The sequence below is a fragment of the Pseudoalteromonas luteoviolacea genome (genome assembly GCF_001696455.1).
Lineage (GTDB): Bacteria > Pseudomonadota > Gammaproteobacteria > Enterobacterales > Alteromonadaceae > Pseudoalteromonas > Pseudoalteromonas luteoviolacea_C.
In genome coordinates this window covers 91,290-113,808 of sequence record NZ_MAUJ01000013.1, presented here as the reverse complement: position 1 = coordinate 113,808, position 22,519 = coordinate 91,290, and the positions used below count along the sequence as shown (strand labels likewise).

The window sequence follows — 22,519 nt, the reverse complement described above, 5'->3', positions numbered from 1 at the left end:
GAGTCAGCCAGGAAGCAGAAGTCAGCCAGGAAGCAGAAGTCAGCCAGGATGCAGAAGTCAGCCAGGATGCAGAAGTCAGCCAGGATGCAGAAGTCAGCCAGGATGCAGAAGTCAGCCAGGATGCAGACGTTAGCTAGGAAGCAGAAGTTAGCTAAGAGCAAAAAGCAGTATAAAAAGAATAAGCCAGCGAGCGTATAAACGGTGGTAAGTTGAACTTTTTTCTAACTAGAAATACGAATTTTTTAGCTTAGTAAGGGACAACTGAGCGTCGAGTTTTGAGATGTTAGTTGTATAACTAGCATAGATATAAAAACCAACACCAATGGTTACAAAATATCTTTCAAGGAGGGCCGCCACGTATAGGCAAACATAGCATTGCGTATGCGACCGCAAGGAGTGCGGTACTGGCTTCATTTCTTCTCCCAATAAGCCTTTTCCATACTGTTATCATCATGGTTTAGTCAAACGATATTTGTTTGTATCAGGTAGGATACAAAACCTCCACACTTGGTTACCCAAGACCAAAACAGGTTTAGTTATTGTCATGTACAGCACTTACAATCAATGACAACAGGAACCTGCTATGAAAAAACACCTACTCGCCATTTTGGTAAGCCAAATTGTTGCTACGGCAGCCAATGCTGAATCTGATTACTGGCATTATGCAGATAAAGGTCGTAACCAATTGGGGCACCAAAAGGTTTACTCTTTAGATGAACCAGCTTTGCAACAAACATTAAATGCTGTTGGCGAAGAATCGATAGAGCTGGTTTTGCCCTTGCCAACCGGGGAGAAAGTGACATTTAAGCTTTTCCCATCTCAAGTCATGGCTCCAGAGCTTGCTGCTAAATACAGTCATATTCGCACTTTTACAGGGGTGGATAAGCACAACTCGGCTCACCGGGGCCATTTCAACATGGATGAAAAGGGCTTTTATGGCATGTTTAATTATCAAGGGAAGCATGTTTATATCGATCCACAGCGTAATGCGGACAATCTATATTCTGTTTACGACCGGACTGCAAAAAAACAGCGAGTCAACCCTTTGCGCCAACAGGCTCCACGCAGACACCATTTGACTGAAGCTGCCCATTACCATGAACGCGCCCAGTCTGGATTAGCCAAAACAACGCTTCCAAATACCGAAATTGTTTATCGTTTAGCTGTCGCGACGACAGGCGAGTATGCTGCTTATCATGGTGGTACCAAAGAAAAGGTTATGTCGGCACTGGTGACAATGGTGAATAGGCTAAATGATGTTTATAGCCGTGATATGGCAATCCGTTTTCAGCTTGTAGAGGGGAGTGACAAGTTAATCTTCTTAGACTCAAATAGCGACCCTTTTGACAACACAGACGCCGATATTGATAAAATCAGCGCCGTGATCAATGAACATATTGGCCTTGAAAATTATGATGTGGGCCACCTCGTTGGTACTGGCGGGGGCGGCTTAGCAGGCTTTGAAGTGGTTTGTACCGAGATAAAAGCAGAAGGTGTAACAGGGAGCGAGCAACCAGACAATGATGCATTTCATGTTGATTATGTGGCACATGAAATTGGTCATCAGCTAGGTGCTGAGCATACTTTTAATGGTACTTCAGGTGCTTGTACGGGCAATAGAGTGGGTACCAGTGCGTATGAGCCGGGAAGTGGTTCAACCATTATGGGTTACGCAGGCATTTGTGATGAGCAAAATTTACAGGCCAATTCTGACCCCTATTTTCACGCCCACTCGTTGGAACAAATGATGGCTTTTACGCGTGAAAAAGCGGGTAAAAGCTGTGGCACACACACTCCCCGAGCCAATCAACGTCCTGAAGCAAATGCGGGCAACGACTATACGATTCCAGCTCGCACTCCTTTTAAATTAATCGGCAGTGCGACCGATGTTGACGGGGATACGCTAAGCTACAGTTGGCAACAATACAATGTGGGCAGCGCATCGGACAGTAAGCAAAGTGATGGTGTTGATGAAGGTGGCCGACCTTTGTTCCGAACGTTTAATCCAACCGACAAAGCAGAGCGTACACTGCCACAAATATCGGATGTCCTGCTAGGCACGCTCAGTTATGGTGAGGCATATGCGACGACGACGCGTAAGCTTGATTTTCGTTTAGTAGCTAGAGATGGCAAGGGTGGTGTGTCAGAAGATGATATGCAAGTTTCGGTCGTTGCTAACGACGCGGGGTTTGCGGTTAAGTTACCTGACGCAAGTTCTCAATGGAGAACAAATCGACAACTAGTTAATTGGCACACAGCTGGCAGTGAAAACGCACCTGTCAATTGTACGCAAGTGGACATTTTATTATCCGTTGATGGTGGGCAACAATTTGCCACAACCTTGGCCAGTAAAGTGCCTAATAATGGTCAGTACGAGGTGGCTCTGCCTATTCTGAAAACTGATAAAGCAAGAGTTATGGTGCGTTGTAGCGATAATATTTTCTTTGCTATAAACAAAGGTGACTTTTCCATTACAAACGAAAGCGGTGCGGCGGTTAAGCCTAAGGTCACGGGCCAAAAGCCACTGACGGTTGCCGAAGATAAACCAATTACCGTGCAGCCAAGCGATTTAACCATGGCGACAGCACAGACAATAGATAGCATTGAAATCGCTGGTGGAGATAACTATACCGTTCAAGGGACCACCATCACGCCAAAAGCTAATTTCAATGGTAAGTTACAAGCACAAGTGGTGGTAAAACGTGGTGAAATGCAAAGCGATCCGTTTAACTTAAGCATCACAGTTACACCCGTTAACGATGCGCCAGTCGCGCAAAATGATACTGTGAGTGTGGAGTTTGGTGCACAAAAAGTGCAAGTGAAGGTACTGGACAATGATAGCGACCTAGATGATGATGCACTAAAGCTTACGGCGGTCAACTACACTGGAAAAGGGGTTGTGACATTCAATGAGCAGATGATTATCTACTCTGCACCAGCAGACTTTTCTGGCAAAGAGCAAGTGTCTTATACGGTCTCTGATGGGCAGGGGGCAACCGCAACGGGGCAATTGGATGTCACCGTAAAAGAGAAAACAAAGGTTACAGATCCGACACCAACGCCAGAACCGACACCTCCTAAAAACAATGACGACACGTCATCTGACAGCGGCTCTTTATGGTCACTACTGGGTGTCATGTTGCTTGGATTGAGACGTCTACGGAGTTCACGTGTATGAATAGGCAATTAAAGCGGATCGCGGCTTTCGCTGTCGCCATCTCAAGTCTAGGTGGATGTGCTGATCAGCAAAAACATGGCACATTCGATCAGACGGATTTGAAAAGCAATTTGGAGTGGGCTAAGGCTGAACAAGATTATCGCTTTTTAGTATTTGCAAGCAGACGGCTAGTAATTCCAGGGTTTGAAGACGGAGATGTAAAAAGTCTCAAACAGCAGTGTGGAATTCGCTACTGGAAAAATGAAGGAGATGTATTGTATTCAAAGGCGGAGCGAGAAAGCCGTAGTGCGAAATATCAATTCGCCAGTAAATACAATCACGCAGTGTATGCGCTGTGTAATCAGTCTAACTAAGTAGGGGGCGTACAGCCCCCTTGTGCTCCTTTGTATGGAACACGTTATTTGTTGTATCTTTGTAGGTGTTATGCAAAAAATTTTATTGATTGATGATGATCGAGAGCTAACCTCCTTGATCAGCCAGTTTTTGGTCCAAAATGGTTTCTTGGTTGAAGTTCTGAATGATGGGCGCCAAGCCGCTGAGAAAGTATTTAAGATACAACCGGATCTGATTATTCTAGATTTGATGTTGCCCGGTACCGATGGGTTGGCTATCTGTAGAGAGATCCGCCCTCATTTCGCTGGCGCAATCATCATGTTAACTGCGTTAGTTGATGATATTGATGAAGTGACAGGTCTAGAAGTCGGTGCGGATGATTACCTATGTAAGCCCTTAAAACCTAGAGTGTTACTTGCGCATATTCGCGCACAACTGCGACGTCAATCAAGCTTGCAGGAGCAACACAAAGATTTGCGCGTGGTATGCGATGGCAGTTTGCAATTGGACTGGCGTAATCGCTCAGTGAGTTATCTCAACGAAGAGGTGACCCTCTCCAGTGCGGAATTTGAGTTGCTTTGGGTACTTGCCCAATCGGCGGGAAGCATCATTTCTCGAGATAGCTTGCATCGTAAAATATTCAATCTAGAGTATGATGCCATGGACCGTTCAATTGACTTGCGGATATCGCGGTTACGTAAAAAACTTGGGGATGACCCCAAGCAGCCCCAAGTTATCAAAACCATACGAAATAAAGGGTATCTCATTGCAGATTAACGGCAAATTGATAGTGGCGTGGCTAGGTATCATGATACTGGTCAATTTGGTATCAGCGCGTTGGCTCATGGAAGATGCTTACTTTGAAATCCAAGAAGCGTCACTGGCACAGTACGAGCGTTACTTAAATCAGTTCGCCGATGATATCGAAGCGTATCTCCATACTGAGCAAAATATTGCAGATGCGGCGCTACTTCAAAGTTTACCAGTCTATGGTGATCATCCCACAGACATCCTTTCCCTACGCCAATTTGAAGATGACCCATTTTTAATTGAGCAGCTCAGTGAATTGCAATCAGGCCAAGTATTTGTTGATGCACAAACTGCCAGTATTTACATAATGCGCAGCGATAACCAAGTGGTCATGATCGGCCCTATTATTTATCAGAGTGTGCTGAGCTGGTTTGCTGATTGGTTCATGTGGTTAATGGCTTGCTTGGTCAATGGTTTGGGGGTTGTTGCATTATTGGTTGCAATGTATCGAGCTCAATTGAAGCTCAGAGCCCAATTAGCAGCGGTGCTCCCCGCTGATATTGAAAAAGCGCAAAGCCCTCAAGATCAATTAACCGAACTGTATGGATATTTGGCGTCAAGTGAGCAGCAAAGTACAGAGCAATTAAATCTGCAACGGGACTTGTTACATGGTGTGGCTCATGAGTTTAGAAGCCCTATGGCACGCATTCAATTTGCTTTAGACATGTTAGAAGATGCGGAGCTTGAGGCACAAGCTGAACTTAAAAGTACAATGCAAAATGCCTTACTGGGGTTGGATGAATTGGTCAAAGAATTGCTGTACTACGCTAAGCTTAAAGATGGCAGTACCATATTGCAGTTGCAGTCTATCTCTTGTAGGGAACTTCTCCAAGATGCGGTGGACAAAGTATCCAGTTTTTATCCCAAGATTAAATACAATATTAGCGGTGACGATTTAAATGTTGTCGCCGATCATAATCTGCTGCGTCGTGCGCTGATCAATATCGTACGCAATGCAGGACGATTTGCACAAACACAATGCCACATTTCATTGTGTGTTGATGGTGGCTATATACAGTTCTACATTGAGGACGACGGTATTGGTATCCCACCAGGTAAGCGCTCCCGGATTTTTGAGCCTTTTACGCGTTTGGATCCAAGCCGCTCGCGGGATTCTGGCGGGTGTGGGCTGGGCTTGGCGATTGCCAATTCTATCGCTCAGTTACACGAAGGTAATATTTGTGTTATTGATGGGGTGCATGAATTGGGTGGCGCGTGTTTTTGTTTGAAAGTGAAACGCTACGCAGATAAGCCCAGCGTATAAACTGGGCTTATCATGGTGGTCTAGGCAGGCTTTGATGGACGAGGCTTGCCAGATTGATTTGGTTTATTCGGATTGCGCGGCTTATTGCTAGGCTTTGACTTTGCCCCTGATTTGCTCGGCCCTTGCGCACCAGTATTGCGTTTAGGTTTGCGAGAAGGTCCCTGACGTTTTCCCGAATGGTTTTTCCCTTCACTTGAATTTGTGTGATGAGTTTTCTTTGAAGTCGTCGTTGCCTGTTCAGCCGCGTCTGCTTTGTTTTTCTTCTTTTTCGGCTTTTTAGGTTTGATTGGACGCGTATCTAGCGGTTTTTCAGGTACTGGGTTTTGTGGCTCAAACCCGGGTTCCACTGCGCGCGGAATAAGCGCACCAATAAAGCGCTCGATGCCATATAAATCATCTGCATCAGCTAAGGTGACAAAAGAGACGGCAATGCCTTCACTCCCAGCTCTTCCTGTGCGCCCAATTCTGTGCACATAGTCTTCGTAGGTGTTTGGTAAATCGAAGTTCACTACATAAGGTAATTCACTGATGTCTAGCCCCCTGGCTACAATGTCTGTGGCCACTAATACATTGACGTCGCCATTTTTAAAGCCATTTAGCGCTTTTACCCTTGCACCTTGCGATTTGTTGCCGTGAATGGCCGCCGCGCTGATGTGGTTTTTTTCCAATAGGGCGACTAGCCTGTTCGCACCATGTTTGGTGCGACAAAATACCAATACTTGTTGCCATTGCTTCTCAAGAATAAAATGGCAAAGCAACTTACTCTTTTGTGATTTATCTAAGGCATAAGCGCTTTGGATAACTGTTTTAGCGGCGGTGTTTTCGGTGGCAACTGAAATCTCAACCGGTGAAGAGAACAAACCTTGGGCTAATTCGCGAATAGGTCCAGAGAATGTTGCGGAAAACAGTAAGTTTTGGCGCTTTTTGGGCAGTAGGCGAATGATTTTTTTCAAGTCATGAATAAAGCCCATATCCAGCATACGGTCAGCTTCATCCAGTACCAACGCGGATAACTCCGTAAACTTAACCGCATTTTGTTGGTATAAGTCCAATAGCCTTCCCGGAGTAGCGATAAGGATATCGACACCCTTGCGCAAACGCATCATTTGTGGGTTGATCTTAACACCACCATAAACAACAGTACTGCGAATACGCGTGCCTGCACTGTAGGTTTCTACACTTTCAGCAATCTGTATTGCAAGCTCTCTCGTTGGTGCGAGCACGAGCACTCTAGCTTGATTTGCATGAGGTTGCTGAGAGTTAAGCAGCTGCTCAATCAGTGGTAAGGTGAATGCTGCTGTCTTGCCTGTTCCAGTTTGCGCTGCAGCCATCACGTCTTGGCCGTTTAAAATGGCTGGAATGGCTTGCTGCTGAATTGGGGTCGGTGAACTATACCCTTTGGTGTCGAGGGTGTTTAAAAGTACTTGGGATAACCCAAGTTGAGAAAAGTTCATGCATACTCTCTTTGTGCTGGGGTGGCAATGGTGTGGACCTTTACCTTGTCTATGATTGGCGATATTGCCTTGGATACGCGATCATAGCAGAGTTGACAGAGTCTGCCGAATTTAATCCAGTATTGTGGTAATTGGCTTCCATCACACACGTTTTATTTGGTGGTCTATACTTGCAATGACAGCGTGCTTATGAAGGGATTTATCATGGATATCACACAGCGGAAAGTGGCGCTTTGTATGCAGCTTACGGTGTTGGTTACGGGCAGCCTTTTCACCGGAACTTTGGTGTATATGTTGTATCAAGAGCAACAGCATTCCATCATGCAAGAATTTAGTAAAGAGTATTTGCTGAGGGTAGATTCATTCAAAGAAACGGTGATGAACAACCTCTCTTCATTACATAGTCTCGCTGTGCTCTTTGATGTTAAACCTCAAGCCAGTAAAGCTGAGTTTCGTCATGTTTCTTCTCGTATTCTCGCCACGAAGGCGGGGATCCAAGCTTTGCAATGGGTGCCACGAGTCACACAAGATGCGCGGCAAGAGTTTGAGCTAAAAAACCAGCAAAACTATGCTCAGTTTGCGATTACCGAGCGACTGCAGGGGCAGATGCAAGCTGCCCAGATACGCAAGCAGTATTACCCAGTACAATATATTGAACCCCTTTTCGGTAATGAGGCTGCACTTGGCTTTGATTTATTTTCTAGTCAAACTCGCCGAGATATTATTCAAACATCGCGGGATCTGGCACTGCCGCTGGTAACAGCCAGTATTACACTCGTGCAAGACCCTCATAAACAGAAAGCCTTTATTGCACTGCGACCGATATATGAGCATCTATCACTGACCGTTGCGGATAAACGGGACAATATTCGTGGTTTTGTGATTGGGGTATTTAAACTTAATGCATTAGTCGCGCATTCGAAACTAGGTAAAAATGAAGGGGATATCGAGTTTGTTATTGAGGATGTCACCAATGCCGAGCAGCCACAAACGCTATATCGTAATCGGCTGCAAACTCAGGGGCAGATGCAGTCTTGGCTGGACGTCTGGGGGCGTAACTGGGTGATCAGTGCCTCCCCGTCTCATCGTTTTGTGCAGAGCCGTATTTCAGCTATCCCAGTTTTAGTGCTCTTTATCGGCATGGTAATGACGTTTCTAATGTTCTTTTATGTACGACTTTTATATCGTCGCCAAATTGCGATACAGCATGCGGTGAGAATCAAAACCAAAGAATTGGACAAAGCCAATGCCAGATTACTGGCCCTGACTCAAATAGATGGTCTGACAGAAGTCTCAAATAGGCGCCACTTCGACATGCAGTTGCAAAAAGAGTGGCGGCGCGCTGTACGTATTGGTAGCCCGATAAGTTTAGTTGTTATTGATATCGACTTTTTTAAGGAATATAACGATTATTATGGTCATGTCGCAGGAGATCGCTGTTTATGTTTAGTTGCAAATGCTTTGGCGCAGTTGGCGCAGCGCGCCTGTGATGTTTTTGCTCGGATTGGCGGGGAGGAGTTTATTTTTATTCTCCCCGATACTGAGCAGCTTGATGGCTTTTGTGAGAAATGTTTAGCAGCTGTGGCTGCACTGGAAATTAGTCATGAAAGGTCATCAGTGAGTCAATATGTGACTGTCAGTGTTGGCGCATGTGCCATGCGGCCTGAAAGTAATGATGAAAGAAGCCATTTGCTTGATATGGCTGATCAGGCTATGTATCGCGCGAAAGATGCAGGTAGAAATACTTATGCAGTTAAAGGGGCAACTCAAAAAGCAATATCTACCGATTGCGCAAGGCAGGTGGGGTAATTCCCCCTGCCTCGATTTATTTAAGCAGCAGAAGACTGTGACGCTTGTGTAAACTCAGTGTCTGCCGAAGCCAAAGAATGGCTGATCAAGTAATTTAAGATCAACAGATTACAGATAAACCAAATATCCTTAATGATAAATTGTCCAGTACCGGTAAGCAGTGTAGTCATACTCAGCGCGCCAGGCGTGGTGACTAAAAATGTTTGTGTCATAACGAATACTGCACCACTACCTAATGCGGCAATAACAAATAGCTGCTTATGTCGTAAGAATAACGCGGCACCCAACAAAGCGGTAAAGAAAATATCGTAAATACCAATTATGTTAGACGCCATTTGAACTGAGAATAAGTCATATAACCAAGACATAAATGGTGAGTGGCTTACTAAAGGCTCGATGCCTTTCGCTTCTAATTCTAAGAATTTCATGCCGCCAATCCACAAGAGCACCAAGGCAACTGGGAAAAAGTTAAACCACAAGTGCTGTGAGGCGCTAAATTTATCGCGAGCAAAGAGGTAAATAGCAATGGGTAGTAGCGCAAAGTATTTAATGATCCCTTGTCCAGATCCGATAACTGGAAATCCGCCATGAGATTGGATCCAACGCGCTTCACCAAATAAAGTAACTAAAAATAGTGTTGCAACGGTAATAAGTCCCCAAAAGGCAGCAGTTTTAAAAGCGGGTTGCCTAGATACAAGTAACGCACTAATGACAAGGATAACACCGCCTAACAGTTGAGCCGCTAGGACTTCTGAGATGGCACTATCGAGCAAATAAAATTGTAAAACGGTTTGCACATAGCGGTCACTACCACCAAGCATCATTGATAACGCAAAGGTAAACAAGCTGAATGCCGTTAGACCGGTCACCAAATTAATTAGTGTTTTATGTTGCATGTGAACTCCTAAGAAATTGATTACCCTTACAGACCGCAATACCTAGATATATATTTCAAATTTTTGCTTTCTAACGGTGTGAATCTCCAATTTTAGAGAAAAAACACACATTTATTTCGGTGTAAAAACATACGAAATCAGTTAGTTATTACACTTTTGCTACTCCTTTTATCTGATTTATAGATTCTTGTCACACCACTTTGTATTGTGTGTTGTGATAACCTCTCGCTCATAGGAATATTTCATTCCTGATATCTGGACAGCTAGGTATCGATAATCTCTATAGTTTGAATCATTTCAGATGATTTATACACAAAGGCAAAGAAAGGGTAATTTGATAATGTTGAAACACTGTCTTGGGCGGGTAACTCAATATGCGGTGATCGTTTTATTTGGGTTAATTTCGCAAACGATTGCAGCAGAAGAGTACCGTGTATTGGAGCGTGATGTTGCGGCGTCCATTGTTTTTGATGGTCAGGATGACTACGCTGAGTTAGTAAGCGAAAAGAATGTTGATGTTAAAGGGAGTTTCACAATTGAAGCTTGGGTTAAAGTTGACCAAGTGACGCATTTCGCGCGTTTACTCGATTTTTTCAACCAAACAGGCCAAGACAACATTATTTTTGCCACATCAATTGCCAAAACTGGTAAACCTAGATTCAGCGTATACCGTGACGGTCACGAGACTGTGGTTGATTCGCCAAAAGCATTGCCCATTGGTTATTGGACACATTTGGCTGCGACTTTTGAACATGACAAGAGAACAGCGAAACTCTACATCAATGGTGAATTGGTTGCGACTAACAGCAATATGAATCTGCCTAGTACAGAACCGCGCCGTCATCGCTACATAGGGCGCAGTGCTTGGAATGGAGATGCGCTATTCCAAGGGGCTATTCATGATTTTAGAATCTGGAATACAGCGCGCACGCAAAAACAACTCAGAGCAAATAATCGTGCCGTTTTGAGTGCAATCACCCCTAACTTGATTGCTAATTACCCATTAAACGAGAAAGATATTATGGGTGGTAGCGTGATCGACCATGCAACAGGAGGTGACTATATGCACCTTCATGGCGCCCGCGTAGGCACAACTCGCACCACATCTGCGGATTATCCATTTACCGTGCCTCAGTTGAGCGTACCGCAGAACTATCGTGCTGTAACGGTGTCTGGTTTACCAAAAGGTGTGAGCATTAAGGGGAACGCATTATTGCCAAAGAAAAACAAAAATGGCACCTATATGCAAGTGGTGGATTTAAAAGCACTACAAGATAACGCACTGCTACTCAATATCCCACAGGGTTTCTTTGGTAAATTTGCACTGCAAGTTGAAGTTCATGCCGGCAATGTGCAGCCTTATTCAGTAAAACCCGTTCAACGCTATGATTTTGTGTATGTGGTACCGCCAAAAGCCGATGATTTGTTATTTGCGAAAAGCGGCAGTATTGATTTTGGTGAACCCATTGAGCAAGTGACGCATCATAGCGATATTTATTGGGGCATTAATAAGCGCGGTGTTGTATTCAGTCGTTCAAAAAACACCGACTGGAAAGTGGATACTGATGTCGACCAAGGTATGCATTTTGTCAGTATTGGCAGTGATAAGGACGGTGGTATTTGGGCCGGTACAGATGATGGTCGAGTATATTTTCGCGATCGCTTCGATTCTCCTTGGCAACAAGTTGATGGTTTCTTTCCGCAATTGGCGGTTCAGCCAAATGGTTATGTTTGGGCTGCGGCGACAGGCCAAAATGGTGAAGTTTATGTGAGAAATGGCCTCAAAGGAGAAATCAAACTCAATGGTAAGAAATCATCAGGTGATTGGTTAACTCAAGATGGGTTTATGAAAAAGCTCGCTGTGGGGGCCGATGGTCAGGTTTGGGGCATCGATTACGCAGGGTATGTGAAAAATCGTTTTGGCATCTCAGCGCCTTGGTACTTTACCCCTTCAGACGCGTTTGATCCGCAAAAAGCCCAAGGATATGACAGCAATGCGCCATTTGATCCCACCACAGATGTGTTCGGCGATACCAGCAAAGCAGTGCCAGTTAATGATCCAAATTATATTCCAAGCTACGGCGGCGAAGGAGAACTGAGTGCCAAAGCTAAAGAAATAGCGGTGGATAATGACGGACGTGTTTGGGTGGTGACCGAAAAGAATGATCGCTATGTCAGAGGCAGTGCAGATCAACCTTGGTATTTGGTAAAAGGTAAGTATCGCGATATCAAAAGTAGTTTTGGTGTTGGTAAAGCAGTGCCACTGAATGTCATCGTTAACCCAAAAGTTGCGCAGGATGCGACGGTGACGATTTCTGGGTTACCGCATGATGTCGTGTTATTAGATAAAAACAACAAGTACTTAATTCAAGGCGGCAGTATTGATCTTAATGCCAGCGACGCAACCGGATTAAAACTTGATGTCAGCAATGCGCACCACGACTTTTACGTCAATGTTGAATTGACGGCGAGTTATGACGGTAATTTTGTTTCATCTCAACAAAAAGTCTTTATTGATGATGCTGAACTGGAGCGCAGTGTCAGCGGCGGCACTGTTTTTCAAGTGGCGGATAGTCGGAAAAACTATTCGGTTGAGCGAGTGGGTAACTCTTTGGTGCTTACTTATCGCTACGATCCGACTCGTGTAACGCGTTTACTGATGACCGACGTTGACTACATTCGCTTTACCGACAATGTCGTAGCGATAGCCGATTACTACAAGACATATCAATTGCCAGCGTCAGTCAATACCAGTCCGGGCAATGTGGTTTTGATTGCCGGTGTGCCTGCTGGGGCGGTTGTAAACAACTCAGTGGCTATGGGTAATGGCGTATTTGCACTGATTGCGGATGAAATCCAGTCCGGTGCCTTTTCAATTGACTTTCCAACCGTAGAAGTAGACAAAGCCGTTGAACTCAAAGTGGGTGTCACCGCAGAGACTTCGATTAGTAAAGAATTGATTGGCGGTGCCCGAATTAACGGCTATGCGAATGCAAAAGCCTATGCCGAGGCGGATGCAGAACTGTCTTTCTCAGTTGGCCCTGATGGTGTGAACGCTGAAGCGCGAAGCTATATTGGCGCAGGCGCAGTGGCGACCGCGGGAGGCTCTGTGGAAGTGGATGGCGTTGGTTCTGCATCGCAGGAGTACGGTGTAGAGGTGACCGTTGACGCTGAGATTGAAGCACAGCTAACCGTAGATAAAACACAAATTTCTCAGCATGTTAAGTTAGGCACGCAAGCAACAGTGTCGGCGACGAGTACGTTAGAAGTCGAAGTGGACTTTGTGCCCGGTACAAGTGCGACCACCGAAGGCACAGCTGCACTGTCTGCTTATGCCAATGTCGAAGGTGATAGCAAGTTATGTTATGGCGACGGGTGTTACGGTCTTTCGGGTTCAGCGGGGGCTGAAGCGGGCATTATGGCCACCGCTTCTGGGTATGCCAGCGGTTCACTGGCAGGTGTTGGTGGTAATGCCGAAGGTGGCGTTGAAGCGGGCCTCGGTGTGGGCATCAACGCAGGTGCCACAGCGGGCTATGAAGATGGTGAACTGACAGTGGGTGTCTCTGGTGAACTGGCTGTTTTAATTGGCCTTGATGTGGATGTCAATGTGGTGATTGATACTAACTCTGTGGCTGATACCGCAGATCTCGTTGGTAATGGTGTAATTGGTGGGTTGGAGGCGGTCAATTCAAATATGTTGACTGTGAACCAAGCCGTTACACAATATTATGTGCCAGCCATTCGTTTTGTACAAACCAACATGTTGCCACTCAATCAGGCGATGGGACAGTATGGTGTCACAGCGCAAGAAGCGGTGTTTAGTGGCATAATCAGTGTTGATGATGCGGTTAATAACTATGGGGCCAAGGCGCAAGATTTTGCAGGTACTGCCTTTGATACTGCAAAAGATAAAGCGGAAGATACGGCCAAAGATGCTTACAATGGTGCCAAACACTTCATTTGTCATATTTTCTGTTAATACAGGCATGACGAAAGATTTATAGAGTAAAACGCGGCTTAGGCCGCGTTTTTTACAAGTGTGTTTCCCGTGGCATCACTGATTCTGGTGGGTAATCAACAAGCAGCGCTAAGAGTGCATCAATTGTTTGGCAAGCTGTTTTTTCTTTAATGCGACACACATACTTTTCAACCGTTGTAGGGGATAAGAATAAGTACTGTGCAATTTCAGCGATTGTTTTTTTCTTTGCAAGTTGTTGAGCAATTTCTAGCTCTCTGGCTGTGAATTCGTGGCAATAAATACGCGCCATTGCATTCATTTGTCGTTTTTCTGCCCCGTGCTGAAAAGCGCGTGTTACTGCAGTTTCAAGTGCAATTAAGTCTGGCGGTAAATCAATAAAAGGGAGTGATGAGCAAGTCGATGAGTACTGCTCTGAAAACAGCGTGTCGTGAGATTCGATGATCACCGCTTGCATTGGACTGTGTTGCACCGTTAGTTGGCGAATCGCCTTGGCATAATGCTGCACCGAGCCATTTAGTTGCATCAATACGCAGTTTGGCTGTGTTAAGTCTGCTTGTGCAATAAAGTCGTCGACCTGCGAGAAGTACTCGGTGGTAAAGCCTTGAGTGTCTAACCACTTTTGCACAGTGCGATCTAAATTTTCAGAGAGGATGTAAACTGTATTAGGGGGCATTGGCCTGCGGCTCATTGATTGGCTTGTCACTATACTGTGCTAAGATTGCTTGATATTCGCCAGTTTGTTTTATTTTATCTAAGCCATCGTTAAAGATACTGAGTAAGCGCATAGTGGTCGGGTTGTTTTTTAAAAACAACAAATGCAACGTCCCCGTCAGTAAGGGCTTAGGCAGAAATGTTAATGCTGACTTTTCCTCAGGGTAGCTGTGTTCCAGCATATACATACCGGGTAATAGCCCAATCGGAAAAAGGTCAATTCTCCCTTTTAGGAGCATAGAGAAGTTTTGCTCATCCCGGGTCATGATGTTTACATCTAGATCACCAGAGTTGGCCAGTTGCCAAAACTCATTGGTATAGCTATAACCCCTTGTTGCCCCAATTCGATACTTTTCAAGCTCTTCCAAGTTGTTCCAAATTGGCACGGGGTTGTTCTTTTTTATAAAAAAGACCGCGGACTCTTCGTAAAGCGCGGTGCTACAGGCAAAATGTTTCTGTCGCGAGTCTGTGCAGTACCAAAATGCCGCTGCGTCATAATGCCCTTTTTTAGCTTCCATAAAGCTGCGTGCCCAGGGCATAAAGTGAAACTGAACACGAATATTATGCTTGGCAAAGGCCGCGCGAATGACTTGGGGGACTAACCCTTGGTGTTTGAGTTTTTCTCCTGAGTAAGGTGGATATTCACCAATCGCGATGGTGAGTGTTTGGGCACTCACATGGCTCACAAACAAAAGTGCGAAAAGTATGATAGTAGTGAATGCTAAGTGAAGTGGGCGTTGGGTCATAATAGTCATTACTGCTTGTGATCGGCTATTGTGAATGCGGCATATCGGACAATGCCTCCAGCAATTCTTGTTGTGTAAACGGCTTGGTGAGGTACCCCTTCGCGCCCAGTTCTTGGCATTTTTGTTGTGTGGCTTCAAAGGCATCGGCCGATAACATGATGATATGAGGGTGTGAGTCAAGCGACATCGTATTGATCAGCGCAAGTACTTCATAACCGTTCATTTTAGGCATGTTGATATCCAATAATATCAAATCAAAGGGGGGACTTTTGCTAATTACTTGCAAGGCTTCATAGCCATCGGAAGCTTTTTCAATATGGTCGCAAAACGGGGTAAGCATCTTGCTGGTAATGACTTGGTTGAGTGCATTGTCGTCGACAATCAAAATGCGAGGAATCGAGCGCACCAATGGGGACTCAGTTGCTGTGGCTTGTTCAGCCTGATGCGTATGGGCTTGGGTCGCTGGCATTGAAATGGTGACATGGGTGCCAACATCCACTTCAGAACTAAAATTTAAATCATAGTTGAGTAGTTCACAGAGTTGGCTAACCACCTCTAGGCCTAAACCACTGCCACTAACCATGCCTTCGTAAGACGTATCCTCTTGTGTGTAGGCTTTAAAAATGGCTTCGATATCTTTGATCCCAACGCCCGTATCTATCACCGAAATGGTGCAGGTATCTTGGTTAAAATCGGCCTTAATTTCTACGGATCCTGTTTTAGTGTATTTTATGGCATTGCTCACCAAGTTACTGAGCACCTGAGTGAGCCGTACTTTGTCGGTTTTAACAAACATGCCCGAGACCTTATCCGTTGCAACTTTCAGTTCGAGTTGCTTTTCGTCTGCGGCAGCATGGTATAGCTCTTTGATATGAGCAAACACGTTTTCTAAATCAACTACTTCAATGCTGGTGGAGAGCTTTTCTGCGTCCAGTTTGGCAAGGGTAAGAATATCATTGAGTAATGATTGTAACTGTTCGCCGCAGCTCAATATGGTACTGATATCTTGGGCTATTTTATCGTTGACTACAGCGCTTTTGAGGGTCCCTGCAATCCCTAAGATCCCAAACAAAGGAGTCCGAATTTCATGAGACATGCGGGCAAAAAACTGTTCTCTGGCTTCGAGTGCTTCAATAGCGCGTCGCTCACTTTCTTTAATTTCCGTGATATCGGTATGAGAGCCCACCATACGAACAGGTTCACCTTGTTCATCGCGAATAATCAGTCCTCGACACCGGATCCAAATCGTTTTACCTGTGGCGTGGGTATAGCGTACGATTTGATCATACGGGTGTGATGGGTCGGCTTTGTGTTTTTCAAAATTGTCCATGGCGAGTTTTAAATCATCTTGATTGATGATGTGTTGCCACTCAGAAACTAAGTGCTGCTTGGTGCTTGGGTCATAGCCTAATGTTTGCCAAAGCTTGGGACTCATCCACTCTTGAGCTGGGTTTTCTAAGTCCCAGTACCAAAAGCCATCCAAAGAGCATTCAACCATAAAGTTGAATATCTCAGGGCTTTTTTTGATTTGAGCGTATAGTTCCTTTTCAAGTCTGTGCACAAGACCCCTCCAACGGCAATTAAACTTTTAAGCACGGTGCAGGCTTAAGTATAGTCATAACATACTTTTACTGCGCTAGTATTGCATGATTTATATCCAGTTTTGTGGCAAGTTAGTGAACAGTTTGCGCACATCAAGCATACTACGTGACGTATGCTTTTTTGACTTGTGAGGGAAATAAAAGACAAAAGCAAGAACAAAGACGCGAATTGCCATATTAATATCATTTTTCTCTTGTATATTTTATCTAGTTAACGTATGCTGGCTGACTTGCTTGTTTGACTCAATTAAATAAGCAATATTTATGTCTTACCTTGATCCAGTCAGTCATAGTTTTAAAGTTAGCGCCTTAATGCGTCTGTCTTGAAATTATCAAGTTTCTAATCATGTAACAACATGATTCCATTGAGCATCGGTTTGTGATGCATCTATTCAGCAGACCTTAATAAGGCACCATGTAAATCAATATTGATCCGCGTTAAAACGCGATGAGATATTAAAATTAATTTATGAGCGTTTTATTATGTCTTACTTATACCAAGGACAGCAGGTGGCGATCACTTTGCCGGTCCAATCAATCTCTATGAACAAATGCCGCATGGCGGTAAAACATCAAGATGGCCTGAGCTATATCGCGTTTGAAAATACAGCGGATGCAAAAGGGTTTTTAAGCTGGTTAGGTAAAGTTAACTAACCAGCGCCGATCTGATGCGGCATGTGGCATGCTTCGTCAAAGGATCCATGTGCGTGCGAAGAGAGGTCTCGGGCATAAAACCGATATGGTAAGTGACGAGATTTCCCTGTGAATCGAGTATAAACAACTGTGGTGTGCTTTTACTCTCCAGCAAGTTAGCCAATGAATTAGGTAAACTCGTCATCGCAAACTGCGATTGATACTGTGCCTTCAGCCTTTTAAGCTGGCGCTTTTGTGCGCCAGTTGCCATCATTAACACCGAAAACTTTTGACAATCTTGTGACTGTGCATCGTACATCTGTTGTAGTAGTTTGTGCTGCTTTTTACACCAGCTACAATTCGGCTGGATCAGCATGAGTGCCAACACCTGACCTTGATAGTACCCTAAAGAGTCAGGAACGTGCGGCGTTAAGGGTGTGAGCTCTAGTTCGTAAAAAGGACTCGTGGCATCACTAAAAAAAGATGCCATTAGCAAAGAGAGCATGGTTAATGCGTGTCTAAAAGTCATAGTCGAAGCCGACGTAAGCTAACCTACCGCGCAGTGGGGCGTATATATAAGTGACGTCATAACCCCCTTCATTATCAAACATGATTGGGGTGTCTTCATCGGCTGCTTGATTGTAGTCAAGCGCATTATTGATCCCAAAGTACAGTGCAACTTGCTTGCTCAGTGCATAGGTCACTTTAAAATCGAGCAGGCCGTAGCTACCTACCTTGGTTTCTTTGGCCTGTGTGGCTTGTTGATCATTGAATGCCGCATAGCCGTAATCGGCCAGATCTCTGCTGGGGACAAACAAATAGTTTGCACTGAGGCCCCACTCGTTCAACTCATAATCCACATTAACACTTGCGCGCTGCTCAGTGGGGGCGATGCCAAATGAAGACTTAAATACATCGTTGTACTGATAGGTTTCAAAGCTGCCGCCTACTAGCAATGATGGGGTAAGCTGATAACTCATCGCGAAATCCCATGCCAAGACCTCTGCTGGTTCAGTCAATTGACCCAATACGGGTGTGCCAGCGGCATTATGCGTCAGCGAGGCAAGGTTATCGACTTGTGTGTAGGCAATAGACAGGGTTGCATTCAGCTTGTCGGCAGTGTGACTGAGTGAATAGTTGTAGCCGAGCGAACGTTCCACATCGTGTACATTTACTAGGTAGCCTTTCTCTGCATCTAAAATGCCATGGTCACTTTCGAAAAATGACAGTGGCGCTCGATAACCTTGGCCTACAGAAAAGCGTGAGGTCCAATTCTCATGATGGAACCAACGGACATCAAGGCGCGGTGATACCAAGGTTTCATCGATCTCATCACCAATAGCGTGATTGGCAATAAAATCCGCATTGATTTGATCAAACCGTATGGCCAATGCCAGTTCAAAATCGATAGATGGCGTGTAAGTATCTTGTATAAAGAAGCCAGAAACGGTGTAATCAAAGCTATCTGACATGTAAAGCGGGTTATTTGCCAGTGCCTCGGTATGGCTACGCATGGTTTCATCGCGGTGATCCACACCTACAGTAATCAGGTGTTGACTATTCAGCGTGTAGTAGAGCTTTGCAGCTGCAAACTGCATGTCATCTTCAGCATAGTAATCGATGCTTTCGTAAAAAGAGTCTTGTATATGTTCAACATTGGCATAACTCACATCCAGCGCGAGGTTATCATTGAGGCTGTGAAGTAGGGTGAATAGCCATTCTTCGCGCTGGGTATCAACCCACTCTGCGGTTTCCCACGGGTTGCCAATGTAGCGATTTCGCACATCATTATCGACAAATAGATTGTCAGCTTCTCCCTTGCTTACGCTGGAGAGTGTTTCTGAAATGGAGCTGGTGGTATCTCCAATAACCGGTCCGCCAAAGACCTCAGATTGGCTGCGACTGTAACGGGTCTTGACCGTCGTATCTAGAGAGAAATCGTGAGTAAGTGTTACTGCCAATGACTGATTATCTAATAGTGGGGACTCACTTACACCATTGTTATCACCATCAAACTGGGCACGACTGTCATGTTGTGCGATGACACTAACCGTACTTTTCTCATCGTCGCTTATCCCCATGGCAACCATGGAGAGCTTACGGTAATCCTGATTGCCATAGGCAACGTCTAACTCTGCGCTATTTTTGGTCGGCTTTTGAGAGACCAAGTTAACCGTCCCACCAATGGCTTCGGGCGCAGTGAGTGAAGCGCCCGCACCGCGTGCGATCTCTATGGTTCCGATACCGGCAGTTGCAACGCTGTCCATGCCATAGAATCCAGAGAGCATCGTGTGCAGGGGGATACCATCAACCAATACATTGGTGTGCTCACCTTTCATACCATTGATCATAATGCGTTTTGCACCACACATGGAGCATTCATTAGAGACCCGAATACCCAGCGCTTTATCAATGGCCTCACTGAGGTTTGCCGCTTGCATGTTTTTTAGCTGCTGGGCATCGATAAGCTCAGTTTTAGCGATGCTGTCTTTTAGGATGCCGCGAGCTTGTAATCGTGACTGCACCCCTTGAACCTCAATATGCTCCAAACTTTGTTCTTGGTTTTTAGCATAAACGATTGGTGATGCGAGTAAAGTTGTGGCGATAATGGCTTTAGATAAATACAGGTTAGAGTAATTCACTTCAATTTATTTTAATGATAATGATTATTATTAATGTTATCGCGTTGTGGTTCTGAACTTCAAGTAATAAATTATTTAAAGTTTGGTTGAAATATTGCGTGAGTAATTGGTGAGGAGTAGGGTCTAGTTAGGGATAATGACTAAAATAAACATAATTTTACCGCACTGATAATTGGCGCCCAATGCTGATCGGACCTAAATTTACAGAGCGGATGTGACAAAAAGGTGAATTAATGAATTTTCTAGCTGGGCTCACAATACGACAGAGACTGTCTGTTGGTTATGGTGCGATATTGTGCTTGATGATATTGCTGACGGGAATTGGGATCAAAGACGTTAACTTCATTGATGACACCTTGGCACAAATGACCGACGTCAACTCGGTGAAACAGCGCTATGCCATTAACTTTAGGGGCAGCGTTCACGACACCGCCATTGCCATTCGGGATGTTGCGATTACCAATTCAACCACTGAGCTCAGTGAGTTTGAGCAAGAAATCATGCAATTAAAGCGCTTTTACGTGGAAGCAGAAAATAGCATGGCGCAGATGAAGTCGCGAGGGGTGCCATTCAATGATCAAGAACGCCGCATTTTGAAAAGCATTGAAGACATTAAAGTGACGACACGGCCGCTTGTGGAAGAGATCATCGCACTTAAGCGTGCAGGGAAAGAAGTGGACGATATGGTGTTGCATCAAGCGCGCCCGGCATTTATCACTTGGCTTGCACGCATCAATGAATTTATTGACTACCAAGAAGAAGCAAACCAATTGGCGACCCCAGAAGCGCGAGATGTAGCAGGCGGGTTCGCACAATTTATGATTGCTGCAACCTTGTTGGCGATTGCTGTGAGTGTGTTTATCGGGCTTATGATTGCAAAAAGTATCAGAGAGGCACTGGGCGGTGAGGTCCGCCAAGCTGAGCGTGCATTGTCGTCCATTGCGCAGGGAGACTTAACCCAGCATATGGCCACTGATTACCCCAACAGTATGTTGGCAAAGCTGTTTGAAATGAAATTACAGTTAACCGAAATTGTTTCTAATGTCGTGGGCGGTGCATCGGATCTAGCAGAGCAAGCTAAGGTTGTGTCATCCGGCTCAGACGATATACATGCAGCGGCTCAGCAACAAGCGACCTTGACGCAACAAACCGTTGCCCGGTTGGAGCATTTGCGCAGTAGCATCGATCACGTCAGCGAGCTGACCACCAAAACGGAAGAAAATTCAGAGTCTACCGTACAATTTGCAGATAAAGGGCGAGACGCCATCGCGGCAAGTGCCTCCGAAATTGTCCGTATAGCCGACACTGTTAATGCCACCGTGGCACAAATTAAAAAGTTAGAAGCCAATACTGAGCAAATCGGCGGAATCGCCAATGTGATTAGTGGGATTTCTGAACAGACAAACTTGCTCGCGCTCAATGCGGCAATAGAAGCAGCTCGTGCCGGTGAGTCTGGACGTGGATTTGCTGTGGTTGCGGATGAAGTGAGGCAGCTTGCCAAGCGCACCGGCGAAGCGACCGCACAAATTGAGGCCATGATCGGCGAGATCCAAAAAGAAACCTCGGCATCAGTAGAGGCCATGGAGCAAACACAGCCGCAAGTTGAAAATGGTAAGGCCCTTATCCAAGAGGCAACAGAGCTATTGCAAAGTATTGATGCGCAAGCCAGTGATTCACTGCAGCGGGTACGTGAAGTTGTGCAGGCCAGTGCTGAGCAAGTCAGTGCAATTTCCGAAGTGTCTGATGCAATGAGTTCAATTTCTGCGATGTCAGATAATGCCATTGAAGTGACTGAAACCAATCGCAATGCGACCCAAAAATTAGATGCGTTGTCTGCGGGGATGCACAGTGCAATTAGCTTTTTTAAGGTGCGCTAAATGCTAGTCACTGATTTTAATACACACTTGGTATTTTAAAAGGCAGTGTGCTAGACGTTAAAAGGCGTATTAAGAACTAAAGTCTGAGTAAAGCCGTTAAAACGATATCGTGCGGAGTGTTAATTCATGTTTCAGCTAGTTTATATCAGTAAAGCAAAAAAGCGTCATACAGAATTAGAACTAGCCAAAATGATGAATAAATTTCGCCAGCGCAATGTCGCTAACGGAATCACAGGCCTGCTGCTTTATGATGGCAGAGGCACCTTTATTCAGCTGTTGGAAGGCAAAAAAGAGGAAGTTCGGGCTCTGTTTGAAGTGATATCAAAAGACCCTCGTCATGAGCGCATCAATAAATTGCACGAGCAAGCTGTACCAGAGCGGGTATTTGCTCACTGGAAAATGGGGTTCAAGTGCTTAAATAGTAAAAAGATGCGCGATGAAGACGGGTTTTCGGAGTTTTTAACTCAGGACGATAAGTACGCATTTTTGCAAAGTCACCCGGAGTTTTCGGTGCAGTTACTTTGCTATTTTAAAACATGTTGAGTGCCTGAGTAAGTGCCACTCAATAAAATAAGGCGTCGTGTGT

At 45.1% G+C, this 22,519-nt stretch carries 16 protein-coding genes; 9 read left to right on the top strand and 7 right to left on the bottom strand.

What is annotated here, in order from left to right; translation table 11 throughout:
* Positions 1 to 583 precede the first annotated feature (583 nt).
* The 4 genes from A7985_RS23265 (at position 584) to A7985_RS23250 (ending at position 5,585) form a co-directional block, all read left to right on the top strand.
* Positions 584 to 3,178 (top strand): reprolysin-like metallopeptidase, encoded by a 2,595-nt coding sequence (locus A7985_RS23265; protein WP_065792803.1) that lies wholly within the window; start codon positions 584 to 586, stop codon positions 3,176 to 3,178.
* Positions 3,175 to 3,531: a hypothetical protein gene (locus tag A7985_RS23260; RefSeq protein WP_065792802.1), complete on the top strand. Its 357-nt coding sequence runs from the start codon at positions 3,175 to 3,177 to the stop codon at positions 3,529 to 3,531. The genes A7985_RS23265 and A7985_RS23260 overlap by 4 nt, the downstream gene beginning before the upstream one ends.
* 70 nt (positions 3,532 to 3,601) lie before the next feature.
* Positions 3,602 to 4,288: a response regulator gene (locus A7985_RS23255; protein WP_065792812.1), complete on the top strand. Its 687-nt coding sequence runs from the start codon at positions 3,602 to 3,604 to the stop codon at positions 4,286 to 4,288.
* Positions 4,289 to 4,319: 31 nt separating this feature from the next.
* Entirely contained in the window at positions 4,320 to 5,585 is a 1,266-nt protein-coding gene (locus tag A7985_RS23250) for a sensor histidine kinase (protein ID WP_176716794.1), read from the top strand.
* Positions 5,586 to 5,605: 20 nt separating this feature from the next.
* On the opposite strand, the gene A7985_RS23245 is transcribed toward A7985_RS23250, so the two are convergent.
* Positions 5,606 to 7,039, bottom strand: a complete 1,434-nt coding sequence (locus A7985_RS23245) for a DEAD/DEAH box helicase (RefSeq protein ID WP_065792800.1) — start codon at positions 7,037 to 7,039, stop codon at positions 5,606 to 5,608.
* A 204-nt stretch (positions 7,040 to 7,243) separates the two neighbouring features.
* Here A7985_RS23245 and A7985_RS23240 point away from each other — a divergent pair, with 204 nt between their 5' ends.
* Positions 7,244 to 8,848 (top strand): CHASE domain-containing protein, encoded by a 1,605-nt coding sequence (locus A7985_RS23240; protein WP_065792799.1) that lies wholly within the window; start codon positions 7,244 to 7,246, stop codon positions 8,846 to 8,848.
* A 20-nt stretch (positions 8,849 to 8,868) separates the two neighbouring features.
* On the opposite strand, the gene A7985_RS23235 is transcribed toward A7985_RS23240, so the two are convergent.
* A complete protein-coding gene (locus A7985_RS23235) occupies positions 8,869 to 9,744 on the bottom strand; it encodes a DUF417 family protein (protein WP_065792798.1) in 876 nt (291 codons plus the stop codon).
* A gap of 340 nt (positions 9,745 to 10,084) precedes the next feature.
* On the opposite strand from A7985_RS23235, the gene A7985_RS23230 reads away from it, so the two are divergent.
* Positions 10,085 to 13,723: a LamG-like jellyroll fold domain-containing protein gene (locus A7985_RS23230; RefSeq protein ID WP_065792797.1), complete on the top strand. Its 3,639-nt coding sequence runs from the start codon at positions 10,085 to 10,087 to the stop codon at positions 13,721 to 13,723.
* Positions 13,724 to 13,775: 52 nt separating this feature from the next.
* Here A7985_RS23230 and A7985_RS23225 read toward each other — a convergent pair whose 3' ends face one another.
* The 3 genes from A7985_RS23225 to A7985_RS23215 are packed head-to-tail and all read right to left on the bottom strand — an operon-like array spanning position 13,776 to position 16,741.
* Entirely contained in the window at positions 13,776 to 14,396 is a 621-nt protein-coding gene (locus A7985_RS23225) for a helix-turn-helix transcriptional regulator (RefSeq protein ID WP_065792796.1), read from the bottom strand.
* Entirely contained in the window at positions 14,386 to 15,189 is an 804-nt protein-coding gene (locus A7985_RS23220; protein WP_176716793.1) for a substrate-binding periplasmic protein, read from the bottom strand. The genes A7985_RS23225 and A7985_RS23220 overlap by 11 nt, the downstream gene beginning before the upstream one ends.
* Before the next feature lie 16 nt (positions 15,190 to 15,205).
* On the bottom strand, positions 15,206 to 16,741 hold the full coding sequence (locus tag A7985_RS23215; protein WP_065792794.1) for a hybrid sensor histidine kinase/response regulator: 1,536 nt from the start codon (positions 16,739 to 16,741) through the stop codon (positions 15,206 to 15,208).
* 523 nt (positions 16,742 to 17,264) lie between these two features.
* Between A7985_RS23215 and A7985_RS26645 the strand changes: the two genes are divergently transcribed.
* Complete coding sequence (locus tag A7985_RS26645; protein WP_176716792.1) at positions 17,265 to 17,435, top strand: hypothetical protein; 171 nt, start codon at positions 17,265 to 17,267, stop codon at positions 17,433 to 17,435.
* On the opposite strand, the gene A7985_RS23205 is transcribed toward A7985_RS26645, so the two are convergent.
* Both A7985_RS23205 and A7985_RS23200 read right to left on the bottom strand, forming a co-directional pair.
* Complete coding sequence (locus A7985_RS23205) at positions 17,428 to 17,943, bottom strand: TlpA family protein disulfide reductase (RefSeq protein WP_065792792.1); 516 nt, start codon at positions 17,941 to 17,943, stop codon at positions 17,428 to 17,430. The two genes, A7985_RS26645 and A7985_RS23205, sit on opposite strands and share 8 nt — an antisense overlap.
* On the bottom strand, positions 17,933 to 20,056 hold the full coding sequence (locus A7985_RS23200) for a TonB-dependent receptor plug domain-containing protein (protein ID WP_081310697.1): 2,124 nt from the start codon (positions 20,054 to 20,056) through the stop codon (positions 17,933 to 17,935). Before A7985_RS23200 ends, A7985_RS23205 begins: the two co-directional genes overlap by 11 nt.
* Positions 20,057 to 20,289: 233 nt before the next feature.
* Between A7985_RS23200 and A7985_RS23195 the strand changes: the two genes are divergently transcribed.
* Together A7985_RS23195 and A7985_RS23190 are read left to right on the top strand one after the other, a co-directional pair.
* A complete protein-coding gene (locus tag A7985_RS23195; protein WP_065792791.1) occupies positions 20,290 to 21,933 on the top strand; it encodes a methyl-accepting chemotaxis protein in 1,644 nt (547 codons plus the stop codon).
* 126 nt (positions 21,934 to 22,059) lie between these two features.
* Positions 22,060 to 22,476 (top strand): BLUF domain-containing protein, encoded by a 417-nt coding sequence (locus A7985_RS23190; RefSeq protein ID WP_065792790.1) that lies wholly within the window; start codon positions 22,060 to 22,062, stop codon positions 22,474 to 22,476.
* Positions 22,477 to 22,519: the final 43 nt, after the last annotated feature.